This is a genomic window from Phaeobacter porticola (genome assembly GCF_001888185.1).
Taxonomy (GTDB): Bacteria; Pseudomonadota; Alphaproteobacteria; order Rhodobacterales; family Rhodobacteraceae; genus Phaeobacter; species Phaeobacter porticola.
On the sequence record NZ_CP016364.1, the window covers coordinates 3,247,988 to 3,271,301 of the forward strand.

Below are 23,314 nucleotides of genomic sequence, written 5' to 3' on the forward strand. Positions count from 1 at the left end.
ATAACGGATGCCTGTCGCGACTACTCGGCAGCAACCGGCAGCGGATCGCAGGTCAACCGAGACACATCTGCGACCACCTCGCTGAGAAGCGCCTGCAAGCCCGCAAAATTCGACGTCTTCTCAATGCGCGCTTCGTCCATGTAAAGACTACGATCAATTTCGACCTGAATCGCATGTTGACCGCGTGATGGCCGCCCGTAAGACTGTGTGATGTAAGCCCCGGCAAAGGGCGCGTTGCGCGCCACCCGCAAACCGGCCCCCACAAAAGCAGCCTCGACCTGATCCATAACATCTGCCGACGCAGCCGCGCCAAAGCGATCCCCCAAGACAACATCGGGCAATCCCACGCCGCGCCGCCCGGCAGCTGCAATCGCCTCATGTGGCATGGAATGACAATCAATCAACACGGCCTTGCCAAACCCCATGCGTGCCTGGTCCAGCAAGTGTTGCAGCGCCGCGTGATAGGGCCGCCAATACGTGGAGATCCGGTGGCGAGCCTCGGCACAGGTCAGTTTGCCGCGATAAATCGCCCGCCCGTGCGCCACCACTCGTGGCACCACACCCAGGCCCGAGGCCACCCGCGGATTTTGCCCCCGTTTGATCACCCCCTCAATCAGCGCAGGATCCAGTTCTTCGGTGGATCGGTTGAGGTCGACATAGGCCCGTGGCGCTTGCGCCATCAACAGCGGCATTCCGAATCGCGGTGCAGCGGCAAACAGTTCATCCACAAAAGCATCTTCTGAGCTGCGCAGCAGCAGCGGGTCGAGAATCGTCTGGGCCAAAAAGGCCGGACTATAGTTGGATCCACTGTGCGGTGAGGCAAAAACCACTCCAGACCGCAGTTCCGCCGGCCTTTCCACCAAATATACTGTGTTTGACATGCGGGCTCCGGCCAATCAGATACAAGAAACAGCATAGACCGGAAATTTCTGCGGTCAAAAGCTCTTGCACCCCTCTCCGACTCATTTTATAGACCCCTTCACCGGCGCGGTCATCCGCGCTCCATTTAGTTTTGGAGCCGGCCTAAAGCGTAGGTATTCATGGGCGATTAGCTCAGCGGTAGAGCACTTCGTTGACATCGAAGGGGTCACAAGTTCGAACCTTGTATCGCCCACCATGAATTCATTGTTCTGGTCTACGGATCGGAACCCCGCAACCCAGGCGCTGGTTCGCGCCGCAGAACAGGAGATAGGCCATGAAGGTCAAGAACTCACTCCGCTCGCTCAAGAACCGGCACCGGGATTGCCGCATTGTGCGTCGCAAGGGCCGTGTATATGTGATCAACAAAACCCAGCCGCGTTTCAAAGCGCGCCAAGGTTAATGATCTGACACAGCTCAGCTGATTTTAGAAAGCCGCATCTTCGGATGCGGTTTTTTTCGTTTTAAAATCTCGCACTGCCAGCACCTCTTAGCCTCAATAGCTGCGATCTCTTTTTCCGATTGTTTTTGTCGGTTTTAGTTTGCATCCGTTTCAAAATTCTTTATCTGAGAAAATCAGTCGGGTTCCTGGCCCTTATGGCCACGACCCCAGAGAATTCTGAATAGATGGGATGTACCATGCTGAAATCCACCACCATTCTAGCAGGCGCGCTGATCGCCGCCGTTGCAACCACTGCCGCAGCCGAGGGCGAGCTGAACCTCTACTCCTCGCGCCACTACGACACCGACGAACGGCTCTATTCCGATTTTGAAGAAGCCACTGGCATCACGATCAACCGCATCGAAGGCAAAGCCGACGAGCTGATCGCCCGAATGAGCGCAGAGGGCGCGAACTCGCCCGCTGACATCCTGCTGACCGTTGATACCTCGCGTCTGGCCCGTGCCAAGAACGAAGGCCTGCTGCAGGCTATCGACAGCGACACGCTGGAAGCCCGCGTTCCCGGCTACCTGCAAGACGCAGACAATCAGTGGTTCGGTTTCTCGCAGCGCGCGCGCATCATCTTCTTTGACAAGGCAGATGTCGCTACCCCGCCAAAGACATATCTGGACCTCGCGGATCCGGCCTACAAAGGGCAGGTCTGCATTCGCTCTTCGACCAACACCTACAACCAGACTTTGCTGGCCTCTATCGTCACGCACCACGGTGAAGAAGCTGCAACCGATTGGGCCAAAGGCGTTGTCGCCAACATGGCGCGCGCTCCGCAGGGTGGCGACACAGATCAGCTGCGCGGCATTGTCTCTGGCGAGTGCGAAATTGCGGTTGGCAACAGCTACTACTTTGCCCGCTCCATCCGTAAGGACGTGAAAGGCCTGTCGGCAGAGCGCGACATGATCGGTTGGGTCTTCCCTGCGCAGGACGCAGAAGGTGCCCACATGAACCTGTCTGGTGCTGGTGTGGCCGTGAATGCGCCGAACAAGGAAAACGCCGTTAAGTTCCTCGAATACCTCGCCTCTGATCAGGCGCAGCAGTATTTCTCGGCTGGTAATGATGAATATCCTGCGGTTCCCGGCGTTGCCCTGGCCCCCAGCATCGCAGCACTCGGTCACTTCAAACCGGATGATGTTCAGCTGTCCGATGTCGCCAAGAACATCCCCACCGCGCAAAAGATCTTTGATCAGGTGGGCTGGGAATAATCCCGATCTAACTATCGAACATTGCGGCCGTATACGTTGGCTGCAAACGGAAAAGGCGCAGAAATTCCTGCGCCTTTTTCGATATCACCGGGCCTGTAGAATCACCGGGTCTGTAGCTGTGCGGTCATTCCGCAGGCGAAACCTGGTCCGAAACACTACCCCGCCCCTTGGGCATCAGGCGCGACAGCGCATAGGCCGCAATATATAGGCCTAGCCCAAAGGAGAAATGTGACATCAGGCTTTTTAGCCGGGCTGCGTCCGGGTTGGGTTTATTAGCAGCCATAATCCCGAGCCCCAGCGCAGGCTGTAAGATAAAGAACGGCGCGACAACCGTTATCAACCCAAAGACAATTGGCGCGATGGGACCCGGCTGTAGTAGCTGACGTTCCCCTGCCAGCGCGACGAATACGGCGGCAAAGATCACGCCAACAATATAGTGCGCCGTCCAGCCGAGCGCTGCTTCGTTGGTGACCAGTGTGACCTTGCGGATGCTGTCATGCACAAACATGCCATCGGGCATATGACCCAACCAACGTCCCACAAGGGCAAAATTGCTTTGCGGTACGCCAAACAACGCATCAGCGGCAATTGCCCAGAGATCCATAAAAGCTGTCGCGCCCAGCCCAAGCAGGACAATGCGGAGAATCAGTTCATTGCGGTTTAACACGGTTTCCATCCCTCTTGTGACACCTATCCCCTCGGGCATAGTGCGCCTGGGGGTTGCAATGATTTTAGATCGTCATAACCACCTGCGGCCAATTGCATTGTTTGAGGGTCGACCCCAGCAATGCTGAGACACAACCGGGCCGAGGAATACTGCTATTCTGCTTGCGCTCCCCCAGCATCAGCGAGAGGCTGGACCTATCGCCCATGACCGCCTATAGATCCGAGCCGAGATCCGGGATGCTAAGCGAGGGGAATAGGCCATGCGTGACCAGACCAAAACAGTGGATCTTTGCCAATGAACCGTATTCCGGTCACCATCATCAGCGGCTATCTTGGGGCCGGGAAAACCACGCTGATCAACCGGCTGCTGAGCGAAGATCATGGATTGCGCCTCACCGTCTTGGTCAACGACTTTGGCCGCATCAATATCGACGAAGCTTTGCTACAAGACGGCAGCTCGGAAACCATTGCGCTCAGCAATGGATGCGTGTGTTGTACGCTTGGCGAAGATTTGACTGCTGCATTGCACCGCATCCTACAAGCCGACAACCACCCCGACCATATCGTGATTGAGGCCAGCGGTCTCTCCGATCCGGTCGCCATCGCCAATACCGTCGTGAACGAAGCCCAGCTTTCTTATGGTGGCATCATCACCGTTGCTGATGGTGAAAACCTGAATGACCTGCTGACCGATGACCTGCTGCGCGCGCAGGCTAGCCAGCAGATCCGCTCGGCGGATCTGGTCCTGATCAGCAAATGTGATGCACCCTCTGACAGGGTGATGGCACAGCTGGAAGAACTGGGCGCACGCAGTCCCACCGTGCTAGACGACGCCCCCATCGCGGATTTACTGTTTGATATTCTGCCTCTGCCCGTGGGCTCAGCTGCCGAAAAATCCGCCCACCGGGCCTATTCAACCTGGCATCATCGCAGCAGCAAGCCGATGGACCGCTGCAAGCTGGGCGACAAACTGGCCAGCCGTCCCGCCGGGCTCTACAGGATGAAGGGTTTCGTTCTCACAAACGGTGGCGGCTACGAATTGCATGTAGTTGGACGGCAAGTCTCTGCCAAACGCTGTGACGCCCAAGAAACCGTACTGGTTGCCCTCGGCCCTGCAAAGCGGATCTCCAGAGAAGACATCGAAGCCTGGTGGCAGGCCTGAACAGGTCCTGCCAGAGACCGAGTCAGCTGCGTCGCCCAACCTGTCGGCAAATCAAGATCACCGGCAACAACCCCACCAGCATGATAACCAGTGATGGGACCGCCGCGCCCTCTAACCGTTCGTCAGAGGCCAGTCGATAGGCCTGAACCGCCAGTGTGTCATAGTTAAAGGGTCGCATGATCAGCGTTGCTGGCAGCTCTTTCATGACATCCACAAACACGATCAGCATTGCTGTCATCAGGCTGGGTGTCAGAATCGGCAGGTGAACGCGCCGCAGCATGCCAAGCGGGCTTTGGCCAAGAGATCTCGCCGCCGCATCCATATTGGCATGAACCGTCGCCTGCCCTCCTTCATAGGCCCCAAGTGCTGCCGCCAGGAAACGCACCATATAGGCCGCGACCAATAGCCAAATTGATCCGGTGACCAACAGACCGGTGCGGATCTCAAAATTGGCCCGCATCCAAGCATCCAGAGTGTTGTCGAACGCCGCAAAAGGCACCATCAACCCCACCGCAATTACCCCGCCAGGCACCGCATACCCAAGTCGCGAGACATGCCCGGCCAATGCAGATGGCCGCCCCGGTCGCAGCCGCTGATAGAACCCCAGGCTAACCGCTGCTGCAACCGTCAGCGCGGCGGCGGTGATCGCAAGGGTGACAGAGTTCTGCAAGAATCCAAGATACCGCTTGCTGAACAGGTTTTGTTCGGACTCCATCCCCATCTGCGCAAGGATGATCACCGGCAGCGCGAACCCCAGCAACACCGGCAGCGCACAAAGCACAAAGGCCAGAGCCGCCCGCGCACCTCGCAGATCAACCGGCGGCATCTTTGCCTGATGTTTCCCTGCGTGGTGGTAGCGCGCCTTGCCGCGTGTTGCGCGCTCTGCCACCGCCAACGTCAGGGCAAAGCCCAGAAGACATAACGCCAGTTGCGCCGCCCCTGCCCGGTCCGCCAGTGAAAACCAGCTTGTATAAATACCGGTGGCAAAGGTCTGCACACCGAAATAACTTACTGTGCCGAAATCCGCGATTGTCTCCATCACCGCCAGCAACACCCCCGAGGCAAGCGCAGGCCGCGCCATCGGCAGGCTGACCCGCCAGAACGCCTGCAGTGAAGTGTTGCCAAGCGCCCGCGCCGCCAAAAATGCACCCGCGCTTTGCTGTAGAAAGGCCGCGCGGGCGAGCAAATAAACATACGGGTAAAGCACCAGCACAAGCATCAAGGCCGCGCCTCCGACCGAACGGATTTCCGGGAACCAATAATCGCGCGGACCCCAGCCGGTCATCTGACGCAAACTTGTCTGCACGATGCCGGGATGGTCCAGAACAAATGTATAGGCATAAGCCAGCACATAGGCCGGGAAGGCCAGCGGCAGGATCATTGCCACCTCCATCACTCGCACTCCAGGGAACCGCGTCATTGTCACCAGCCAAGCCGCGCCAACGCCAACCAGACCCGTGCCAAGCGCGACCAACAGGACCAGTATCAGGGTGGTACCCGCATAGCCGGGTAAGACGGTTTCGCCTAGATGTCGGATCGTCTCTGTTCCGCCGGTCAGAGCCGCAAGCGCGACTGCCAGCATCGGCAGCAGGCAGGTCAGCGCCACCATCCACCCAACAGCGGCAAACAGCACACCGCCTGGTTTATTGCGGCGGCCCGCAGGCCCATTTGCCTGTGCGTTGGGTTGCCCATTGGGAGTGCCAACCTTGGCAGTAGACGGGGAAATCGGAGTAGTCTTCGACATGAATACGGGCCTGCGTCAGTGCAGCCCTCTATTTCGATCATTTTCGTCGGAAATGCCAGTGCCAATGCCCTGACGCAACCATTCGCCGCGCCCTGCGTCGCGCCAGCGACAACGGCTGACCAGACAGAAAAATTGGTGCGACCGGTGGGAGGAACTCGGTCGCACCTGCATCACCCCGCCAATAGGAGAGGATCAATCGTAGCTGCGCTGATCTTCGATCACCAAGCCGTCCTTGGGCAAAGCACCGGGTGCAACAACTTCAATGCGCCCTTTCAGCTTCAACACTTCGACCACCGAGCGGCCAAATGCCACCTCATCGCCAGACTGCGCTTCGATCTGAACGGTCATCGCATCCATTTCGCCGTCGCGGCTGGCAATGACCCGCGCCTTGACGATCTCATCGTGCTTGTCGACCAGTGCCGCTACCTGTTCAGGGCGGACAAACATGCCCTTGATCTTGGTGGTCTGATCAGCGCGCCCCATCCAGCCTTTGATCCGCATATTGGTTCGCCCGCAGGGCGATGCCCCCGGCAAAACAGCGCTCAGATCGCCAGTGGCAAAACGGATCAACGGGTAATCGGGGTTCAGCGTGGTCACCACGACTTCGCCCACCTCACCGACAGCAACCGGGATGCCGGTGCCGGGGGTTACAATCTCGACGATGATCTGTTCATCAACGATCATCCCCTCCATCGCAGCGCTTTCATAGGCGATATTGCCCAGATCCGCCGTCGCATAGGATTGCAGACAGGTGATACCGCGATCTGCATATTCCTGACGCAGAGAGGGGAACAGCGCCCCGCCACCCACAGCGGCTTTGGTAAAGCCCAGCTTGACGCCCATGGCATCCGCCTTGTCGAGGATCACCTTCAGGTAGTCGGGGGTGCCAGCATAAGCGGTCGCGCCCACATCACGCGCAGCAGTGACCTGCAATTCGGTCTGACCGGTGCCCGCAGGCAATACAGCCGCACCAACCGCACGCGCGCCATTTTCAAAGATCATCCCGGCAGGTGTCAGGTGGTAGCCAAAGCAGTTCTGCACCACATCACCGGGCCCAATACCTGCCGCATGCAGGAAGCGGCCCATGCGCCACCAGTCGTGATCAACGCCACCCGGTTCATAAATCGGGCCCGGGGATTGGAACACATGCGCAAAGCCGTTGGCTGGCTTCACCGTAAAGCCGCCAAATGGTGGATGTGCGGCCTGCGCCTTGCTGAGATCGGATTTGCGCAGCACCGGCAGCGCGGCCAGATCAGCAACCGTGGTGATGGTTGCCGCGTCCACATCGCGCAGGCTATCACCATATCCCGGCGCAGTTTGTGCGCGGGCGATCTGTGCTGGCAACTGTCGTGACAAATCAGCAGCACGGGCATCGGCACTACGGGTCTCTAACGTGTCAAAATTGCTCATGTCGGTCCTCCGCCTCAGCTCAACCACCGCTTCCGGCGGCGATAGGATCGCACGTCCCGAAAGCTCTTGCGCCCGTCATCGGACATCCCGAGATAGAATTCTTTTACATCCGGGTTCTCACGCAGATCAGCGGCAGGACCATCCATCACCACCCGACCTGATTCCAATATGTAGCCATAGTGCGAATAACGCAGCGCAACATTGGTGTTCTGCTCAGCCAACAGGAACGTCACGCCTTCGTTTTCATTGATAGATTTCACGATCTCAAAAATCTGTTCCACCAGCTGCGGTGCCAGACCCATCGATGGCTCATCCAGTAGGATCGTCTCAGGACGGCTCATCAATGCGCGCCCCATGGCCACCATTTGCTGTTCGCCGCCAGAGGTATAGCCAGCCTGACTGCGGCGTCGTTCCTTCAGGCGTGGGAAATAGCTATAGACCATTTCCAGGTCGCGCTGGATGTTCGCATTGCCATCGCTGCGCGTATAGGCGCCGGTCAGCAGGTTTTCCTCAACGGTCAGATGTTCAAAACAGTGACGGCCTTCCATCACCTGAATAACACCTTTTTTGACCAGTTCGGCAGGGTCCCGGTCCTGAATGCGCTCACCGCGATAGCTGATCGACCCTTTCGTGACCTCGCCCCGCTCGGAGTGCAGCAGGTTTGAAACCGCCTTAAGTGTTGTCGTCTTGCCCGCGCCATTGCCGCCCAGCAATGCGGTGATCCCGCCCTTGGGCACCTTCAGGCTAACACCCTTCAAAACGAGGATAACGTGATTGTAGATCACTTCGATGTTGTTGACCTCAAGCAGGGTCTCTGCCTGAACATCGGTGGTTTTGGCTGCATCCAGCATCTGTTGTTGTCCTCACGCGGTCCCGACCCGGTCTGCCCTGTGCCGGGTCTGTCTGAGGTGCGGCCCTCGCGCGCCGCACCGGATGATTTACGCGCCATGGTTGGGCGCGGTTCAGGCTGGCCCGCCCCCGCAAACCGGGGCCGGGCCGCTACTGTGTTACTTGCAGCCTGTCTCGATGTTGTTTTCCTTGGCATAGGCCATGGAATCTTCCTCAATCAGCGGCTGGATCACATCACGATCGCTGGGTGCGAAATCACTGATCAGGTTCCAGGTTTTGGCCGAGGCATCCCACTGGGTCATACCAACCAGACCGGGGCCACCGTGGTTTTCACAGGACACGTTGAAAGAGGGGCCAAAATACGGCATCCCCAGCGCCGACATCCGCGCTTCGGGCATTTCAAGCGCTTCCATGCCATCGCGCATCATCGCCGGGGTGATGTCGTTGGTGCCATGGATTTCCTGAGCGGTCTTGGCTGCCTCAACCGCGAGCATCGCTGCGTACATGCCACGGTTATATAGCACATTGCCGACCTGATCGCCGGCACCAGCCGCAAGACCCTTATCAACGACATAGCTCTGCATATCATCGAACACCGGGAAATCGCGACCAACCCCGTGGAACGTCACAGCCTTGTAACCATTGGCCTTGTCGCCAGCAGACATCACGTCGTGCTCAGCACCGGACCACCACACACCAATGAAATTCTCCATTGGGTAACGGGTGTTGGCGGCTTCCTGAATGGCAACTTGGTTCATCACGCCCCAGCCCCACATGATCACGAAATCCGGGCGGTCGCGGCGGATCTGCAGCCACTGGGATTTCTGTTCCTGACCGGGGTGATCCACCGGCAAGGTCGACAGGGTAAACCCGTGTTTTTTGGACAGCTCTTCCAGCGTGCGGATCGGTTCCTTGCCGTAAGCAGAGTTGTGGAACAACAGCGAGATCTTCTTGCCGTTCAGATCACCACCATTTTCCTCAAGGAGGTAATTGATGATGCCGGAGGCGCCATCCCAGTAGTTGGCGGGATAGTTGAAGACGTTGCTGAACACTTCGCCGTTGGCAGCCGAGGTGCGGCCATAACCCATGGTGTGCAGCGGGATACCGTCAGCGGTCACTTTGGGAATCAGCTGATAGGTGATACCTGTGGACAGCGGTTGATAGACCAGCGCGCCTTCGCCCTTGGTCGCCTCATAGCATTCCACACCCTTCTCGGTGTTGTAGCCGGTCTCGCATTCGATGACCTTGGCCTTGACACCATTGATGCCGCCATCACGCTCATTCACCAGGGTGAAGTAATCCGCATAGCCATCCGCGAAGGGGATACCGCCAGCGGCATAGGGGCCGGTGCGATAGCTCAGCGACGGAAACACCAAGTCTGCCATGGCAGGGCCTGCGGCCATCACGGCGCCAAGCGCCAAAGTAGTCAGTTTCATTTTCATCGGGTCTCATCCTCCCTTGAATTGTCCGATGTGGATCACGACGGGGTTTGATCTTGTTGTTTCCCCGCAGTCTTGCTTGGCCTGCCCCGCCTAGTGCGGGAAGGGCCAGAGTCTCAATTTTTCTTTGGCGACGCGCCACAGCTGGGCGATGCCATGCGGTTCCGCGATCAGGAAAATCACGATCAACGCACCGACAATCACCAGCTGGATATGCGCGACGATATCGGTGGGCCAGCCCAGCACATCGACGCCGACCACCTTCAGCACCACTGGCAGCAGCACCAGGAAAGCCGCCCCAGCAAAGGAGCCAAAGATCGACCCCAAGCCACCAATGATCACCATGAACAGCACCAGGAACGATTTATTGATGCCAAAGGCCTCGCCCACTTCGACCGCGCCCAGATAGACCGAAAAGAACAGCGCGCCGGAGACACCGATAAAGAAACCCGACACCCCAAAGGCCGACAGCTTGGCCTTCAGCGGGTTCACCCCGATGATTTCGGCGGCGATATCCATATCGCGGATCGCCATCCAGCTGCGGCCCACGGTGCCACGGGTCAGATTACGTGCAATCAACGCACAAAAGGCGAGGAAGATCAGGCTGAACAAATATGTGGCCCAGGCCGGCGCGTTTGGACCGGTGATGATAATGCCAAACACATCCCGTTCGGGCGCGCTGATCTGGCCAGAGGCGGAATAGTTGTAGAACCATGGCACCCGGTTGAAGAGCCACACCAGAAAGAACTGGGCCGCAAGTGTCGCCACCGCAAGATAGAACCCTTTGATGCGCAGTGATGGCAGACCGAACGCGATGCAGACCAACGCCGTGATGCCGCCGGCCAGCAGCACGTGGATGAACATGCTCATTTCCGGGAATGAGGTCATCAGCTTGTAGCAGGCATAAGCCCCCACCGCCATGAACCCACCCGTCCCAAGCGAAACCTGACCGCAGTAACCCACCAGAATATTCAGGCCAATTGCGGCAATCGAGTAGATCAGAAACGGCAGTAGGATGGCGTTTGCCCAGTAGTCATTTACCACAAAAGGCACGACAAGGAACGCCAGCGCCAGCACCACGTAGTAGCGATACCGGTCAAACTTGATCGGGAAGGTCTGGCTGTCCTCTTGGTAGGAGGTTTTGAAATCTCCGGCTTCACGGTAGAACATGGCTCAAATGCTCCCTTCTTGCTGCGCGCGGTTTCTCTGACCCGCGTCAAGTTGATTTGTCTTGCTTGCATAGCCGCTCAGTTCGGCCGTGCGGGCGAGCCGCAGATAGGCAAGAACACCGGTGATCAGACCCGTCGACGCCAATAGGGATGCCGTAACCATCTGCGCTTCAGAGAACCCTTCGGCGGTCAGCGCAAGATAGCCAAATGCCCAAAAACCGGCCCAGGCGATGACATTTACGATGGCGATCAGCTTGGTCATCTGGCGCCTCCGCCGTTAACCATTCCTTCGTATTTCCGGGTTTTGCCACATTTCGCCCCAATATTTTTGCCAAACTTACTGTGGGAAAAGTGAGTGGGAACGATGAGTGCAATTTTGCAGGAAATCCGGCGGCTGGAAGCAGCGCGGGACAGGGGAGACATGTCTCCCGAAGAATTTTCGCGGACCAAGGACCAGCTGCTCAGCATGGTCGAAGAAGCGACGGTATTGCCGCGGGCCGACCGCCAGGCGCAGGCACGCGCACGACCGTCCGTCGATGCGACACCCGGTGCCTGGGGCATGTTGGTTTTGGCGCTTTGCGCGGCGGGCGGCATGACGCTTCTGGTCGGGCAGCTGATCGGCGACGTGACAATAGCCTTTACGCTGGTGGTCACTGTGTTTGCCGCCATTGTCATCGCCGCCTTCCGACGTCTGGAAGGCTGAACCGGGTGGCGCAGTGCGGCCCCGTACCGCTGGGGCCGTGCGCGGTTCTGGAATCTCTCAGACCCGTTCAATGATCTTCTCCCCGAACAGGCCTTGTGGGCGGAACACCAGGAACAACAGCGCCAACACATAGGCAAACCAGTTCTCGGTCGCGCCACCAACCAAGGGGCCGATCATGAATTCGAACAGTTTCTCGCCGACGCCGATAATCAGACCACCTACGATGGCACCAGGGATCGAGGTAAAGCCGCCCAGCATCAGCACTGGTAGGGCCTTTAGCGCGATCAGCGACAGTGAGAACTGCACGCCGGATTTGGTGCCCCACATAATGCCCGCGACCAGTGCGACAAAGCCCGCAACCGACCAGACCAGCACCCAGATAAAGTTCAGCGAGATACCAACCGACAGCGCTGCCTGATGGTCATCCGCCACAGCCCGCATCGCGCGACCCTGTTTGGTATATTGCGCAAAAGCAACCAGCCCCATCACCAGCAGCGCGGCGATAATCGTGGCCACAATGTCGAGGTTGTCGATGAAGAACCCGTAGTCAAAGATCTGATAGGTCGTCTCATCAATCCACAGGTTGATGCCCTGCGGCAATCCCACGTCCAGCGTCTTGATCTCAGACCCCCACATCAGGTCCGCCACACCTTCAAGGAAATAGGCCAGACCGATCGTGGCCATAAACAGAATGATCGGTTCTTGCCCTACCAGATGGCGCATAACGAAATGCTGTACCATCCAGGCCAGAATGATCATCACCCCTACTGTCAGCACGATCGCGACAAAGGACGGCACCGTCCAGCCAAAGTGAGTGATGTGACCGCCAAAGATCGCGTTGATCACATGGGAGAACGGCACCTGACCATTCATGATCCCGACCAGCGTCATCGCGGCAAACAGCGCCATAACACCCTGCGCGTAGTTGAAGATGCCCGAGGCCTTGTAGATCAGGACAAAGCCCAGCGCGACCAGCGCATAGAGCACCCCCGCCATCAGGCCATTCAGCGTGACTTCCATCGCAAAGACGAGTTGTTCAGGCATCTCGCTCTCCTCCTGCAAGTTTCGTCAAAGACGCTTGCCAAAAATTTCCGAAATTTATTCCACAGCCCAGATACTCAATCATGGGCAACCCCCAGATAGGCGTCGATCACGTCCTGATTGTTACGCACCTCGTCCGGCGTGCCGTCGCCAATCTTCTTGCCGTAGTCCATCACAACAACGCGGTCGGACAGATCCATCACCACGCCCATGTCATGTTCGATCAAAGCGATGGTGGTTCCAAATTCATCATTCACATCAAGGATAAAGCGGGACATGTCCTCTTTTTCCTCGACGTTCATGCCGGCCATAGGTTCATCAAGCAGCAACAGCTTTGGCTCGGCGGCCAGGGCACGGGCCAGCTCGACCCGTTTCTTCAAACCGTAAGGCAAGCGTGCAACCGGCGTCTTGCGGATTGCCTGGATCTCCAGAAAATCAATGATCCGCTCAACCGCTTCGCGGTTCTTCGTCTCTTCGGCCTCGGCCTTGCCGCTCCATATCGCCTGCTGAAAGATGTTGGTCTTCATGTAGTTGAGACGTCCGGTCATCACATTGTCCAGCACGCTCATGCCGTCGAACAGCGCGATATTCTGGAACGTCCGCGCGATACCTTGGCGGGCGATCTCATAGGGGCGCATCTGCGGGCGCGGCTTACCGCGAAACAGCACCTCGCCTTCTTGTGGGACATAAAAGCCCGAGATTACGTTCAGCATCGAGGATTTGCCTGCGCCGTTTGGGCCGATGATGGCCCGAATCTCGCCTTCGCGGATATCAAACGAAATATCCTTGATCGCCACCACGCCGCCAAAGCGCAGAGTGATGTTTTTCATCTCCATCACCACGCCGCCGATCTTGCGCCCGTCCTCGGTGATATAGCCGTCTTCCATATCCTTCACGACACCGCGCCTCTCGCCTTGTGGGTTTGTTTGCTATGGCTCTGCACCGCTGATGCAGCTCTTGTGATCACCTGTCTCATTCGGCGGCCACCGCTTGTGGTGTCACCGGCACGACTTTGGCATCAATGATATCCAGCGTCGCGCTGATCGCGCCTTTGCGGCCATCTTCATAGGTTACTTCAGTCTGGGTCGAGATTTGCGAAGACCCATCATAAAGTGCTGCGATGATGTCGGAATATTTATCCTCGACCACCACGCGGCGCACTTTTCGGGTCCGGGTCATCTCGCCATCGTCGGCGTCCAGCTCTTTATGCAGCACGACAAAGCGGTGCACCTGACACCCTGATAGCATGACATCCTGCGCCACCGACTCGTTGACAGTTTCGACATGCTCCCGAATGGATTGCAGCACCTTCGGATGACCCGCCAGTTCCTGATAGGATGCATAGGCGATATTGTTCCGCTCCGCCCAATTGCCCACCGCGGTCAGGTCGATATTGATAAAGGCAACACAGCGATCCCGGCCATTGCCGAATAGCACGACTTCCAGAATATCCGGATAGAATTTCAGCTTGTTCTCAACGTATTTGGGCGCAAACATCGCCCCGTCCGCCATTTTGCCGACATCCTTGGCACGGTCGATAATCCGCAGATGGCCACTGCCCTCCTCAAAGAAGCCTGCGTCACCGGTTGCAACCCAACCCTCTGCATCCTTGGTCGAGGCCGTGGATTCCGGGTTTTTGTAATACTCAACAAAGGTCCCCGGCGAGCGGTAGAAAATCTCACCATTGTCGGCGATCTTGATCTCCACATCGGGGGCCGGAACACCCACGGTATCGGCACGCACCTCACCATCGGGCTGCACGGTGATGAACACCGTCGCCTCGGTCTGACCATAGAGCTGTTTCAGATTGATTCCCAACGAGCGATAAAAATCGAAGATTTCCGGTCCGATTGCCTCACCTGCGGTATAGCCAACGCGAATGCGGCCATAGCCCAGCGTATCTTTCAGCGGGCCGTAGACCAGCAGATCACCCAGTTTGTACTTCAGCCGGTCTATCAAACCGACGGGGCGTCCATCCAGAATGTCGCCCCCCACCTTCTTGGCATGCGCCAGAAAGTGGTGGAACATCTTGCGCTTCAGCGTGCTCGCGTCTTCCATGCGGATCATGACGCTGGTCAGCTGACCTTCGAAAACACGCGGCGGCGCGAAGAAATAAGTTGGCCCGATTTCGCGCAAATCCGTCATCATGGTGTCGGCGCTTTCGGGACAGTTCACGCAGAATCCACACCAGTAGGCCTGCCCGACCGAGAAGATGAAATCACCAACCCAAGCCATCGGTAGATAAGAAAGAATATTCTCGCCCGCAGTCAGCTTGTCGAAATCAGCAGAATTCTTAGCACTTTCGATCACATTGCGATTGGAGAGCACCACGCCCTTGGGCTTACCCGTGGTACCAGACGTGTAAAGCATCACACAGGTGCTGTCGTAGGTCAGCTTGGCCTTGCGGGCCTCCAGATCAGGGGTCCATTCATCGCGCGCGGCGCGGCCTTGGTCCTGAACATGCGCATAGTCATGCAGCGCATGGTGGTCATATTTGCGAAGACCGCGTGGATCCAGATAGATGATCTGTTCCAGATTGGTCAGCTCGTCCTGAATCTCGATGACCTTATCAACCTGTTCCTGGTCACCCGCGATTACAAACCGTGCACCGCAGTGGCCCAGCACATAAGCCATCTCTTCCGCCACCGCGTCCTGATATAGGGGGACGGGCACCGCGCCTACGGATTGTGCCGCAACAATCGCCCAGTACAGATACGGGCGGTTGCGTCCGATGATGGCGATAAAATCTCCCTCGTTGACCCCAAGGTTGATCAACCCAAGCGCCAGCGCCTCGATTTCCTTCTGGGTCTCGGACCAGGTCCAGCATTGCCAAATGCCGAATTCCTTTTCCCGATAGGCTTGGCGGTCGCCAATCTGCGCCGCATTGCGTTCAAGCAGCGCCGGCAGGGACATCATCCCTGCGGCACCCGACTGCGTCTGAGCCACGTTCTTTCTCCTCCCCTTTCCGACCCATGCGGCCGGACTGATCGCTACCCGCGATTCTGATCCCGATTAGGGACGGCCTTATGCTAAGGCGTCAACTTTTTCCTGATGTTTTCCCAAATCTTACAAATTGTAACAGCAGTTCACCCAGCGCGCATCCCAGCGTCCTTCGTCGCAGGCACCCCCCTTTGCGTTGGCGCGTCGGGATGCTAGCCATGCGCCGGGGGGACAGCATGACCAGGTCAGAAAAACACCGCGCCACGATGACCACCGCCGGGCTCAATCTGATTGCCCAGGCCATGTCGATCTATGACAGCGACTTGCAACTGGTGGTCTGCAACCAGCGCTTTCAAGAGATGTTCGCCCTGCCCGGTCCGCTGATTACCCCGGGCGCGCGGTTTGACGAAACCATCCGCCATATCGCAACCAGCGGCGAATACGGACCTGTTGATGATATCGAGGGGTTCGTCAAACAACGCGTTGATCAGGCACTCGACTTTGTGCCCCATTATCTTGAGCGTGAACGCGCCAATGGGCAGGTGATTTCGATCGAAGGAGCGCCGCTGCCGCAGGGGGGCTGGGTCACCGTCTATACCGACATCACCCGCACCAAGCGAATCGAACAGCTGTTGCGCGCCCGCTCCGAGGAAATGTCAGATCAGTTGATCGTCCATACCGAAGAACTATCGGCCACCAACCGGAAACTGGCCGCCACGATCACCGCACTTGAAGAGGCCAAACGTCAGCTAACCGAGATGGAAGCCCGCACCCGCCTCACGACCGAGATGATGCCTGCCCATATCGCCCATGTGGATGCCGAAGGGTACTATACCTATACCAACCGGCGCCTTAGCTCTGTCTTTCCCAGCCGTCCTTCCGAAATTCTCGGCACACATATTGCAGAGGCGCTCGGCGCGGCGGCCTATGACAAGATCGCGCCGCATCTGCTTGCGGCCTATCAGGGCGAAAACCCGGTGTTTGAATTCACCGAAGACCACGACAGCCGTCGCATTCGGGTCGCTTTTACCCCCGACAACACCGGCGGCGTCTTTATCCTGTCGATGGATGTGACAGAAGAAACCCAGACCCGAGTCGCTCTGCAACAGGCCCGCCGCCGTGAGATGGCTGCACAGATGACCAGCGGGTTGGCGCATGATTTCTCAAATCTGTTGACCATCATTCTGGGTATGCAGGGCAAACTGGCCAAATCCGACTTGGCTCCCGAGGCCGCCGATCTGGTCCAGGCAACTCTGTCGGCGGCGCGTCGTGGCGGGCGCCTCCTGAACCGCATTGCCGAAATGACGGGTCACCGCAGCCTGCGCCCGCGCGCCACTGACCTGCACGCCCTGCTGCAGGAATTGAAGCTGCTGGCAACGCCGTCGCTGCCGCAGGGCATGGGCCTCAGCATTGTGGATCATACCCCGGATGTGCGGCTGCTGCTGGATCCCGGAAAACTACAGGATGCGCTGCTGAACCTCATCCTGAATGCGCGCGATGCCTGCGGCAGCCAGGGGCAGATCACCGTCAGCGCCCATGTGGTTGGCCAGACCTGGCTGGAAGTCAGCGTTACCGACAGCGGACCCGGCTTTTCAAAAACCGCCCTTGAAAAGGCCCTTAATCCGTTTTTCACCACCAAAGGTGGCGAAGGCTCCGGCCTTGGCTTGCCAATGGTCTATGATATGGCCAAATCCACCGGCGGCGACATGCGCATCGGCAATACCGTATCGGGTGCCAGCGTTACCCTGCGCATTCCATACCGCCTTGCCCCAGATGCTGCTGGCGGGCTGGCGCTGCTGGTTGAGGACAGCGAAGAGCTGCGCGCCACCTTCCGCGATATGCTTATTGATCTTGGTTACGCCGTGGTAGAGGCGACCAGCGTAGACGAAGCCTGCGCGCTCGCCGCTGATATTGATGGCATTTCGCTGGTATTGTCAGATATCAAGTTGCAAGGCAGCGCCACCGGTATTGATCTGGCGGACCGCTTGCAGGGATCTCGTCTGCCCTGCATTCTGATGACCTCTCTGCCAACCAGCAATCCCTTGTTTCGCACCGCCCTGAAACGCTGCCCGGTGCTGCAAAAACCCTTTACCACCCATCAGCTTTCAGCGCTGATCAAATCGGAACCCGCCGCATGAGCAGACCCCTGATCACCATTCTCGACGACGAGCCGGAGATCCGCAGGATCCTCACCGACACGCTGGAAGAGGCCGGGTTTCGCACCCAGAGCTTTGCCCGCGCGCGTGAATTTGAGGCCTCGCTGAATCGAGTAACCCCTGATGTCTGCCTTGTTGATCTGTCGCTGCCCGACACCGATGGTTTGGCACTGGTGCACCGGCTGGCCTTGGAACAGGGCGCGGCAGTGATCATCATTTCAGGTCGCGCGCAGGTTCAGGATCGCGTCACTGGGCTGGAACTTGGCGCCGATGATTATATCACCAAACCCTTTGATCCGGCTGAGGTCGTCGCCCGCATCCGCGCCCGTCTGCGTGGCGGTCCACGCACAGTCGCAACCACCGGAAACAGCGCGCGGTTTTCCGGCTGGACCGCACATTTTGATCGCTACATGCTTGAGGATGATACTGGCGTAGAAACACCGTTCTCTCACGCCGAGGGTGAGGTGCTGCGGCTGTTTCTGGAGAGCCCAAAGCGCCTGATTTCTCGTTCTCAGATGCAGGAAAATCTGGGCGGCGGCGCAGGCGAGAGTTTCGACCGCGCGATGGATGTGCGCATCTCACGGCTGCGCACCAAACTGCGCGAAGACCCCAAAAACCCCCGGCTGATCAAAACCATCTACGGTGCCGGCTATATCTTTCTCGGCGATGTGACCTGGCTCTGAGCCGGCAGACCAGCCCGCAGAATATCGTGACAGCTACAGCGCAGACTGGACGCAGCGAATCGGGGGCGATATGATTCGTATATGGCTACCTGTCTGCTCTATCGCCAAGCCCCCGCGCGGGTCCCGCGCTTCTATCGGATCGAACTTGCGATGAACCTGTTCGCCGAGGTCTCCGTTCTGCGGGAATGGGGGGTTGCTGGCGGCAGCGGGCAAAGCACGATCAACATTTACGGCAACCTGCGAGAGGCGTCGATCGCCGCGGACCACCATCGAAAACGGATGCTGAAACGCGGCTACGACCGCGCCTGACCTCTGCAACAGCCGACCCCGCCAGGGATTAGATCCGCTCTTGGCCCGTCCAACACAACACAAACCTCTGGTTCTTATTACCGAAACCTGCCGCGCGCCCACTGCGCAACATCTGCAAAACCAGTGCGTTTTCACGATCTGGCGTTAAGCCTTTGTTCGGTTGTTTCGCACGCGAAACATTTGGTCCGATGCGGACCTAAAATATATACCATGCACCTGCCCTGACCGATTGGATCCGAAATTGCCAACTGGCCCTTTCCACCGTTGCAAAGCTTGCATAAGACTTGCCCGGACGCAAAGGAACACGCCATGACCCACATCACGCTGATCCGCCACGGACAGGCCAACACCGGCGCCCGCGATGAGGCGAGCTATGACCGGTTGAGTGATCTGGGCCATCAGCAGGCGCGCTGGCTGGGCGCGCATCTGCGCGACACCAATGCCTATCATCCGCGCGTCTACTGTGGCACCTTGACCCGCCACATCGAAACCGCCGCCGGCATCGGGCTGTACGATATCGTACAGGACCCACGTCTGAACGAGATGGAGTATTTCAACCTTGCCGAGGCGATGCAGGACCAGCACGGTCTGGATATTCCCACCGAGCGTGAGGGGTTTGTCGATCACATGCCCAAGGTCTTTGCCGCCTGGGCCGCAGATGACATCGCAAACCCGCCCGAAAGCTGGCGCGACTTTGAAACTCGCACAAAATCTGCCCTGACGGAAATCGCTGCGGGCGACGGTCCGGCACTAGTGGTCACATCAGGCGGTTTGATTGCCATGGCGATGCGGCAGGCGATGGGGCTGGATACTGCCGGCACTGCACGTATGGCGCTTGCGATCATGAACAGTTCCCTGCACCGGCTGCACCCCATCGGCGGCCAGCTGAGCCCGGTTTTGTTCAACGCGGTGCCGCATCTTGAACATCCGGAACGCCACTACGCGCAAACGCATCTCTAGGCTCGGGCATGGAGCACAGCGGACGCATGACCTGAGGGAGGACAGAATGATGCAGCTATATTATGCACCCAAGACGATTTCGGTGGCCGTCGCGATTGCGCTGGAAGAGGCCGGACTGGACTATGAACCCATCCGCATCGACTTTGCTGCCAAGGAGCAACTTGGTGACGCCTATGCCCAGATCAACCCCAAGGGCCGCGTGCCCGCATTGGTCGTCGATGGCGGTATTCTGACCGAGACCGGCGCGCTGCTGGAATATGTGGCCGACGTGGCCCCGGAAGCTGGCCTGCGCCCCAAGGATTCCGTGCTGCTGGCGCGCATGCGTGAGGTGATGTTCTACCTTGCGTCAACCATGCATGTGAACCACGCCCACAAGCTGCGTGGCAGCCGCTGGGCCAATGAGCGCAGCAGCTGGAAAGACATGCAGAAGATGGTGCCCCAGACCATGGCGGCTTCCTGCAACTATATCTGCCAGTCCGGCCTGCGCGGCCCCTTGGTGTTGGGCGACGCGCTCAGCCTCGCCGATTGCTACCTCTATGTGGTGTGCAGCTGGCTGGAAGGCGACGGGGTCGATGTCGCGGACTACCCAAAAATTCAGAAATTCATGGCGACCATGGATCAGCGCGAGTCCATCCGCGCCGTGACCGCCCAGGGCATGCTGTAAAGGACAAGATATGACGCATCTATGGGTACGGGCCGAGCAGCGCCCCAATGAAGAACGGGTCGGTCTGACCCCTCAAGGCGCCAAGGCGCTCTTGGCCGCAGGTATCAAGGTCACGGTTGAGGAAAGCTCGGTCCGGGCCATCCCCTTACAGGGGTATGTCGATGCAGGCTGCGATATCGCAGCCGAGAACACTTGGCCGGACGCCCCAACGGATGCCATCATTTTCGGCCTGAAAGAACTGCCTGAGGACGGCAGCCCGCTGCCGCATCGCCACATCATGTTTGGCCATGCCTTCAAGGGCCAGCATTCCGGCAAGGCGCTGCTGGAGCGTTTCAAGGCCGGTGGCGGCACGCTCTACGATCTGGAGTATCTGGTGGATGAAACCGGTCGCCGGGTCGCAGCTTTTGGCTACTGGGCTGGCTACGCCGGTGCAGCGGTCACGCTGAAGACCTGGGCCGCGCAGCAGCGTAGCGAACTATGCGGGCCGGTCGGCGTCTACGAAAGCAAAGACGCCCTGCTGACAGATCTTGGTGCCGAACTGGATGCGCTAAACGTGGACCGTCCCACCGCTATGGTGATCGGGGCGCTTGGGCGCGTTGGCACCGGCGCTGCCGATCTCTGCGAGGCGATGGGCGTTAAGGTCACCAAATGGGATATGGCCGAAACCGCCAGCGGCGGCCCCTTCCCCCAGATCCTGGCCCATGATCTGTTTCTCAACTGCATCTTTGCCCGGCCCGGCACACCGGTGTTTGTACCGCGTGAGGCATTGGAGCAGGATCGCCAGCTGTCCGCCATCGGGGATGTCGCCTGCGACCCGGACAGCGACTATAATCCGGTGCCAGTCTATGATCGCGCGACAACCTGGGATGCGCCAGCACTGCGCGTCGCGGACAGTCCGCTATTGGATGTTATGGCCATCGACAATCTGCCATCCATGCTGCCAGTCGAAAGCTCGCAAGATTATGCCGAGCAATTGCTGGAATCCTTGATGACGCTGACCGATCTGACATCAGGTGTATGGGGGCGGGCTGAGGCCACATTCAACGAATATCGACCAGACTAAAGCATCATTCCACCTGCGGTGACGGCAGTGCCCATCCGCAGCCGGAAGCAAAGCGCCCGCCCATGATGGGGGCGGACGGGCGCGGCCCGACCAGCGGTCGGGCAACAGGTTCTTTCTGCCCCCGCCGAACAAGCAAGGGACTACTCTCATGACAATCCACTGGTGTGGCACCGGCCTTTCGGCCATCCCTGGTCTGCGTCGCCTTCTGGAGGCAGGACATGACGTCGCCGTTTGGAACCGCACGCCCGAAAAGGCGCGTGAGGCCATCGGCGATCTGACCAGCAATATTCATGCCTTTAGCATCGCCAACCTAGGCCAGATGCTAAGCTCCAAGGACGTGATCGTCTCTATGCTGCCCGGTGACTGGCATGTGGAGCTGGCGGAGCTGGCGATCGAACACGGCGCACATTTTGTCTCCTCGTCCTACATCGCACCAGAGATGCGCGCCTTGGATCAAAAGGCCAAAGACGCCGGTGTCTGCCTGATCAACGAAGTCGGCCTTGATCCGGGCATCGACCATCTGATGGCCCATGCGCTGGTCGCGGATTACAAAGCCTCTGATAAATTCGACGCCGGGAATGAGCTGAGCTTTATATCGTACTGCGGCGGCATCCCCAAGGCTCCGAACCCATTCCGCTACAAATTCAGCTGGTCGCCGCTGGGCGTCCTGAAAGCGCTACGTTCGCCCTCTAAGTCGATTCGCGATTTTCAGGAGCTGGACGTTGCGCGACCTTGGGATGCGATTTCTTCCTACACGGCACCGCTGCCCACGCCTGAGAGCTTTGAGGTCTATCCGAACCGAGATTCGCTGCCTTTTATCTCCCAGTATGAGTTCGGTGACGATTGGAAAGTGAAAGAGTTCGTCCGGGGCACGCTGCGCCTGAACGGCTGGGCAGATGCCTGGGCCGATGTGTTCAAAGAGGTTGAAACCCTGTCCGGCCCCGAGGGGGATTCACGGCTGAAAGAGATGTCTGATCAATTCTGGAGCGAAAATGCCTACGATGAGGGAGAACCAGATCGCGTTGTGCTCTGCGTGGCGCTGAAAGCCGAACAGGATGGCAAAGTGGTGTGGAACAAATCATATGTGATGGATGCCTGGGGCGACACGCGCGGCACCGCGATGGCCCGGCTGGTTTCCTATCCTGTCTCCTTTGCCATTGAAGCCGCAATGAACGATAAGATCGCCTCGGGCGTGCACGCAGCGCCCAGCAATCCAGGGTTGGTAGAGCAATGGATGGGCGAAATCGGCAAACTGGCCCAGCATCTCGCCATTGTTGACCACACGGCCTGAGCGTCCATGTCTAGAGGCTGACATAGATCAATAGGGCGCCACAGGTTGGCGCCCTTAGTGTCTGTGCAGCGGTGCGGTCCAAAGCAGTCTGTTGCGTCGAAACCATGTCAATCACGCCTATTAGAGCCTGATATCCGATCACATCAACGCCCGACGAGATCTTCCTCGACGCCCTGCACGTCGATGCCCAATGCGTCCAATCCTGCTTCCAGATTGTCAGCCAGATGCGGCGTGCCAATCAGGTAATCAGCGGTCGGGGTCGTCGCCTCTTGCCGGGCCGTGGCAATTGCCTCTGCCAGATCACCCGCCTCGAAACTGTCGCGACCGATCCACATGATTGCCACCAGCTCTGCCTGTTCGTCTTCCCCCATTCGGTCAATAAAGGCACGCAACTCCCCTTCGGCGCGCGTCAGTTCCCGCGCCATCAGCGCCACCTGCGCAACTTTTCTCGCACTGATCTCTAGCATCGCTGGTCTCCTGATTGTTCCAAA

General features: G+C 58.4%; 23 protein-coding genes and 1 tRNA gene. 12 read left to right on the top strand and 12 right to left on the bottom strand.

Translation table 11 applies throughout. The features are described 5' to 3' along the window. Positions 1–20: 20 nt before the first annotated feature. Positions 21–881: an N-formylglutamate amidohydrolase gene (locus PhaeoP97_RS15545; protein ID WP_072505841.1), complete on the bottom strand. Its 861-nt coding sequence runs from the start codon at positions 879–881 to the stop codon at positions 21–23. Between the two features lie 161 nt (positions 882–1,042). Here PhaeoP97_RS15545 and PhaeoP97_RS15550 point away from each other — a divergent pair. The 3 genes from PhaeoP97_RS15550 (at position 1,043) to PhaeoP97_RS15560 (ending at position 2,574) form a co-directional block, all read left to right on the top strand. Beyond that, positions 1,043–1,117 (top strand) — tRNA-Val (locus tag PhaeoP97_RS15550). 78 nt (positions 1,118–1,195) lie between these two features. After that, entirely contained in the window at positions 1,196–1,321 is a 126-nt protein-coding gene (gene ykgO, locus PhaeoP97_RS15555; RefSeq protein WP_008205324.1) for a type B 50S ribosomal protein L36, read from the top strand. A gap of 236 nt (positions 1,322–1,557) precedes the next feature. Then, positions 1,558–2,574: a Fe(3+) ABC transporter substrate-binding protein gene (locus PhaeoP97_RS15560; RefSeq protein ID WP_072505842.1), complete on the top strand. Its 1,017-nt coding sequence runs from the start codon at positions 1,558–1,560 to the stop codon at positions 2,572–2,574. Positions 2,575–2,698: 124 nt separating this feature from the next. Here the strand turns inward: PhaeoP97_RS15560 and PhaeoP97_RS15565 are convergent, their stop codons facing one another. Further along, positions 2,699–3,241 carry a DUF2938 domain-containing protein gene (locus PhaeoP97_RS15565; protein WP_072506521.1) on the bottom strand — a complete coding sequence of 181 codons (543 nt, stop codon included), beginning with the start codon at positions 3,239–3,241 and terminating at the stop codon, positions 2,699–2,701. 294 nt (positions 3,242–3,535) lie between these two features. On the opposite strand from PhaeoP97_RS15565, the gene PhaeoP97_RS15570 reads away from it, so the two are divergent. After that, on the top strand, positions 3,536–4,402 hold the full coding sequence (locus PhaeoP97_RS15570; protein ID WP_072505843.1) for a CobW family GTP-binding protein: 867 nt from the start codon (positions 3,536–3,538) through the stop codon (positions 4,400–4,402). A 22-nt stretch (positions 4,403–4,424) separates the two neighbouring features. Here PhaeoP97_RS15570 and PhaeoP97_RS15575 read toward each other — a convergent pair whose 3' ends face one another. From PhaeoP97_RS15575 to PhaeoP97_RS15600, 6 genes are all read right to left on the bottom strand, one after another. After that, the gene (locus PhaeoP97_RS15575; RefSeq protein WP_237029028.1) at positions 4,425–6,011 is read right to left on the bottom strand and encodes an ABC transporter permease; all 1,587 of its coding nucleotides are present in this window, start codon (positions 6,009–6,011) and stop codon (positions 4,425–4,427) included. A 327-nt stretch (positions 6,012–6,338) separates the two neighbouring features. Continuing rightward, on the bottom strand, positions 6,339–7,556 hold the full coding sequence (locus PhaeoP97_RS15580; protein WP_072505844.1) for a phenylacetate--CoA ligase family protein: 1,218 nt from the start codon (positions 7,554–7,556) through the stop codon (positions 6,339–6,341). Between the two features lie 14 nt (positions 7,557–7,570). Next, positions 7,571–8,407: an ABC transporter ATP-binding protein gene (locus PhaeoP97_RS15585; RefSeq protein ID WP_072505845.1), complete on the bottom strand. Its 837-nt coding sequence runs from the start codon at positions 8,405–8,407 to the stop codon at positions 7,571–7,573. Between the two features lie 156 nt (positions 8,408–8,563). Beyond that, positions 8,564–9,847 (bottom strand): ABC transporter substrate-binding protein, encoded by a 1,284-nt coding sequence (locus tag PhaeoP97_RS15590; RefSeq protein ID WP_072505846.1) that lies wholly within the window; start codon positions 9,845–9,847, stop codon positions 8,564–8,566. A gap of 90 nt (positions 9,848–9,937) precedes the next feature. Continuing rightward, on the bottom strand, positions 9,938–11,014 hold the full coding sequence (locus tag PhaeoP97_RS15595; protein ID WP_072505847.1) for a branched-chain amino acid ABC transporter permease: 1,077 nt from the start codon (positions 11,012–11,014) through the stop codon (positions 9,938–9,940). 3 nt (positions 11,015–11,017) lie between these two features. After that, positions 11,018–11,275, bottom strand: a complete 258-nt coding sequence (locus PhaeoP97_RS15600; RefSeq protein ID WP_072505848.1) for a hypothetical protein — start codon at positions 11,273–11,275, stop codon at positions 11,018–11,020. A 102-nt stretch (positions 11,276–11,377) separates the two neighbouring features. On the opposite strand from PhaeoP97_RS15600, the gene PhaeoP97_RS15605 reads away from it, so the two are divergent. Then, the gene (locus PhaeoP97_RS15605) at positions 11,378–11,716 is read left to right on the top strand and encodes an SHOCT domain-containing protein (RefSeq protein ID WP_072505849.1); all 339 of its coding nucleotides are present in this window, start codon (positions 11,378–11,380) and stop codon (positions 11,714–11,716) included. 57 nt (positions 11,717–11,773) lie between these two features. Here the strand turns inward: PhaeoP97_RS15605 and PhaeoP97_RS15610 are convergent, their stop codons facing one another. The 3 genes from PhaeoP97_RS15610 to PhaeoP97_RS15620 form a co-directional block, all read right to left on the bottom strand. Beyond that, positions 11,774–12,760, bottom strand: coding sequence for a branched-chain amino acid ABC transporter permease (locus tag PhaeoP97_RS15610; protein WP_072505850.1), 987 nt, complete (start codon positions 12,758–12,760; stop codon positions 11,774–11,776). 74 nt (positions 12,761–12,834) lie between these two features. Beyond that, positions 12,835–13,644 (bottom strand): ABC transporter ATP-binding protein, encoded by an 810-nt coding sequence (locus PhaeoP97_RS15615; RefSeq protein ID WP_096740462.1) that lies wholly within the window; start codon positions 13,642–13,644, stop codon positions 12,835–12,837. An 85-nt stretch (positions 13,645–13,729) separates the two neighbouring features. Next, positions 13,730–15,673 (bottom strand): AMP-binding protein, encoded by a 1,944-nt coding sequence (locus tag PhaeoP97_RS15620; protein ID WP_072506523.1) that lies wholly within the window; start codon positions 15,671–15,673, stop codon positions 13,730–13,732. A 260-nt stretch (positions 15,674–15,933) separates the two neighbouring features. Between PhaeoP97_RS15620 and PhaeoP97_RS15625 the strand changes: the two genes are divergently transcribed. The 7 genes from PhaeoP97_RS15625 (at position 15,934) to PhaeoP97_RS15655 (ending at position 22,823) form a co-directional block, all read left to right on the top strand. Beyond that, complete coding sequence (locus PhaeoP97_RS15625) at positions 15,934–17,835, top strand: hybrid sensor histidine kinase/response regulator (protein WP_072506524.1); 1,902 nt, start codon at positions 15,934–15,936, stop codon at positions 17,833–17,835. Beyond that, the gene (locus PhaeoP97_RS15630; RefSeq protein ID WP_072505852.1) at positions 17,832–18,536 is read left to right on the top strand and encodes a response regulator transcription factor; all 705 of its coding nucleotides are present in this window, start codon (positions 17,832–17,834) and stop codon (positions 18,534–18,536) included. Before PhaeoP97_RS15625 ends, PhaeoP97_RS15630 begins: the two co-directional genes overlap by 4 nt. An 81-nt stretch (positions 18,537–18,617) precedes the next feature. Further along, positions 18,618–18,845 (top strand): WGR domain-containing protein, encoded by a 228-nt coding sequence (locus PhaeoP97_RS15635; RefSeq protein WP_040170210.1) that lies wholly within the window; start codon positions 18,618–18,620, stop codon positions 18,843–18,845. Positions 18,846–19,154: 309 nt separating this feature from the next. Next, positions 19,155–19,805 carry a histidine phosphatase family protein gene (locus tag PhaeoP97_RS15640; RefSeq protein ID WP_072505853.1) on the top strand — a complete coding sequence of 217 codons (651 nt, stop codon included), beginning with the start codon at positions 19,155–19,157 and terminating at the stop codon, positions 19,803–19,805. A 49-nt stretch (positions 19,806–19,854) separates the two neighbouring features. Then, positions 19,855–20,469, top strand: coding sequence for a glutathione S-transferase family protein (locus PhaeoP97_RS15645; protein ID WP_072505854.1), 615 nt, complete (start codon positions 19,855–19,857; stop codon positions 20,467–20,469). 10 nt (positions 20,470–20,479) lie between these two features. Next, positions 20,480–21,532, top strand: a complete 1,053-nt coding sequence (locus tag PhaeoP97_RS15650) for a saccharopine dehydrogenase (RefSeq protein ID WP_072505855.1) — start codon at positions 20,480–20,482, stop codon at positions 21,530–21,532. A 148-nt stretch (positions 21,533–21,680) separates the two neighbouring features. Further along, positions 21,681–22,823 carry a saccharopine dehydrogenase family protein gene (locus tag PhaeoP97_RS15655; RefSeq protein ID WP_072505856.1) on the top strand — a complete coding sequence of 381 codons (1,143 nt, stop codon included), beginning with the start codon at positions 21,681–21,683 and terminating at the stop codon, positions 22,821–22,823. A 143-nt stretch (positions 22,824–22,966) separates the two neighbouring features. Here PhaeoP97_RS15655 and PhaeoP97_RS15660 read toward each other — a convergent pair whose 3' ends face one another. Beyond that, complete coding sequence (locus PhaeoP97_RS15660; protein ID WP_072505857.1) at positions 22,967–23,290, bottom strand: DUF3775 domain-containing protein; 324 nt, start codon at positions 23,288–23,290, stop codon at positions 22,967–22,969. Positions 23,291–23,314: the final 24 nt, after the last annotated feature.

What these genes read in the sequence shown, in the direction of transcription:
- PhaeoP97_RS15545 (WP_072505841.1), bottom strand. Translation starts at nt 881, where the DNA reads ATGTCAAACACAGTATATTTGGTGGAAAGGCCGGCGGAACTGCGGTCT.
- ykgO (WP_008205324.1), top strand. Translation starts at nt 1,196, where the DNA reads ATGAAGGTCAAGAACTCACTCCGCTCGCTCAAGAACCGGCACCGGGAT.
- PhaeoP97_RS15560 (WP_072505842.1), top strand. Translation starts at nt 1,558, where the DNA reads ATGCTGAAATCCACCACCATTCTAGCAGGCGCGCTGATCGCCGCCGTT.
- PhaeoP97_RS15570 (WP_072505843.1), top strand. Translation starts at nt 3,536, where the DNA reads ATGAACCGTATTCCGGTCACCATCATCAGCGGCTATCTTGGGGCCGGG.
- PhaeoP97_RS15575 (WP_237029028.1), bottom strand. Translation starts at nt 6,011, where the DNA reads ATGGTGGCGCTGACCTGCCTGCTGCCGATGCTGGCAGTCGCGCTTGCG.
- PhaeoP97_RS15580 (WP_072505844.1), bottom strand. Translation starts at nt 7,556, where the DNA reads ATGAGCAATTTTGACACGTTAGAGACCCGTAGTGCCGATGCCCGTGCT.
- PhaeoP97_RS15585 (WP_072505845.1), bottom strand. Translation starts at nt 8,407, where the DNA reads ATGCTGGATGCAGCCAAAACCACCGATGTTCAGGCAGAGACCCTGCTT.
- PhaeoP97_RS15590 (WP_072505846.1), bottom strand. Translation starts at nt 9,847, where the DNA reads ATGAAAATGAAACTGACTACTTTGGCGCTTGGCGCCGTGATGGCCGCA.
- PhaeoP97_RS15595 (WP_072505847.1), bottom strand. Translation starts at nt 11,014, where the DNA reads ATGTTCTACCGTGAAGCCGGAGATTTCAAAACCTCCTACCAAGAGGAC.
- PhaeoP97_RS15600 (WP_072505848.1), bottom strand. Translation starts at nt 11,275, where the DNA reads ATGACCAAGCTGATCGCCATCGTAAATGTCATCGCCTGGGCCGGTTTT.
- PhaeoP97_RS15605 (WP_072505849.1), top strand. Translation starts at nt 11,378, where the DNA reads ATGAGTGCAATTTTGCAGGAAATCCGGCGGCTGGAAGCAGCGCGGGAC.
- PhaeoP97_RS15610 (WP_072505850.1), bottom strand. Translation starts at nt 12,760, where the DNA reads ATGCCTGAACAACTCGTCTTTGCGATGGAAGTCACGCTGAATGGCCTG.
- PhaeoP97_RS15615 (WP_096740462.1), bottom strand. Translation starts at nt 13,644, where the DNA reads ATGGAAGACGGCTATATCACCGAGGACGGGCGCAAGATCGGCGGCGTG.
- PhaeoP97_RS15620 (WP_072506523.1), bottom strand. Translation starts at nt 15,673, where the DNA reads ATGATGTCCCTGCCGGCGCTGCTTGAACGCAATGCGGCGCAGATTGGC.
- PhaeoP97_RS15625 (WP_072506524.1), top strand. Translation starts at nt 15,934, where the DNA reads ATGACCAGGTCAGAAAAACACCGCGCCACGATGACCACCGCCGGGCTC.
- PhaeoP97_RS15630 (WP_072505852.1), top strand. Translation starts at nt 17,832, where the DNA reads ATGAGCAGACCCCTGATCACCATTCTCGACGACGAGCCGGAGATCCGC.
- PhaeoP97_RS15635 (WP_040170210.1), top strand. Translation starts at nt 18,618, where the DNA reads ATGGCTACCTGTCTGCTCTATCGCCAAGCCCCCGCGCGGGTCCCGCGC.
- PhaeoP97_RS15640 (WP_072505853.1), top strand. Translation starts at nt 19,155, where the DNA reads ATGACCCACATCACGCTGATCCGCCACGGACAGGCCAACACCGGCGCC.
- PhaeoP97_RS15645 (WP_072505854.1), top strand. Translation starts at nt 19,855, where the DNA reads ATGCAGCTATATTATGCACCCAAGACGATTTCGGTGGCCGTCGCGATT.
- PhaeoP97_RS15650 (WP_072505855.1), top strand. Translation starts at nt 20,480, where the DNA reads ATGACGCATCTATGGGTACGGGCCGAGCAGCGCCCCAATGAAGAACGG.
- PhaeoP97_RS15655 (WP_072505856.1), top strand. Translation starts at nt 21,681, where the DNA reads ATGACAATCCACTGGTGTGGCACCGGCCTTTCGGCCATCCCTGGTCTG.
- PhaeoP97_RS15660 (WP_072505857.1), bottom strand. Translation starts at nt 23,290, where the DNA reads ATGCTAGAGATCAGTGCGAGAAAAGTTGCGCAGGTGGCGCTGATGGCG.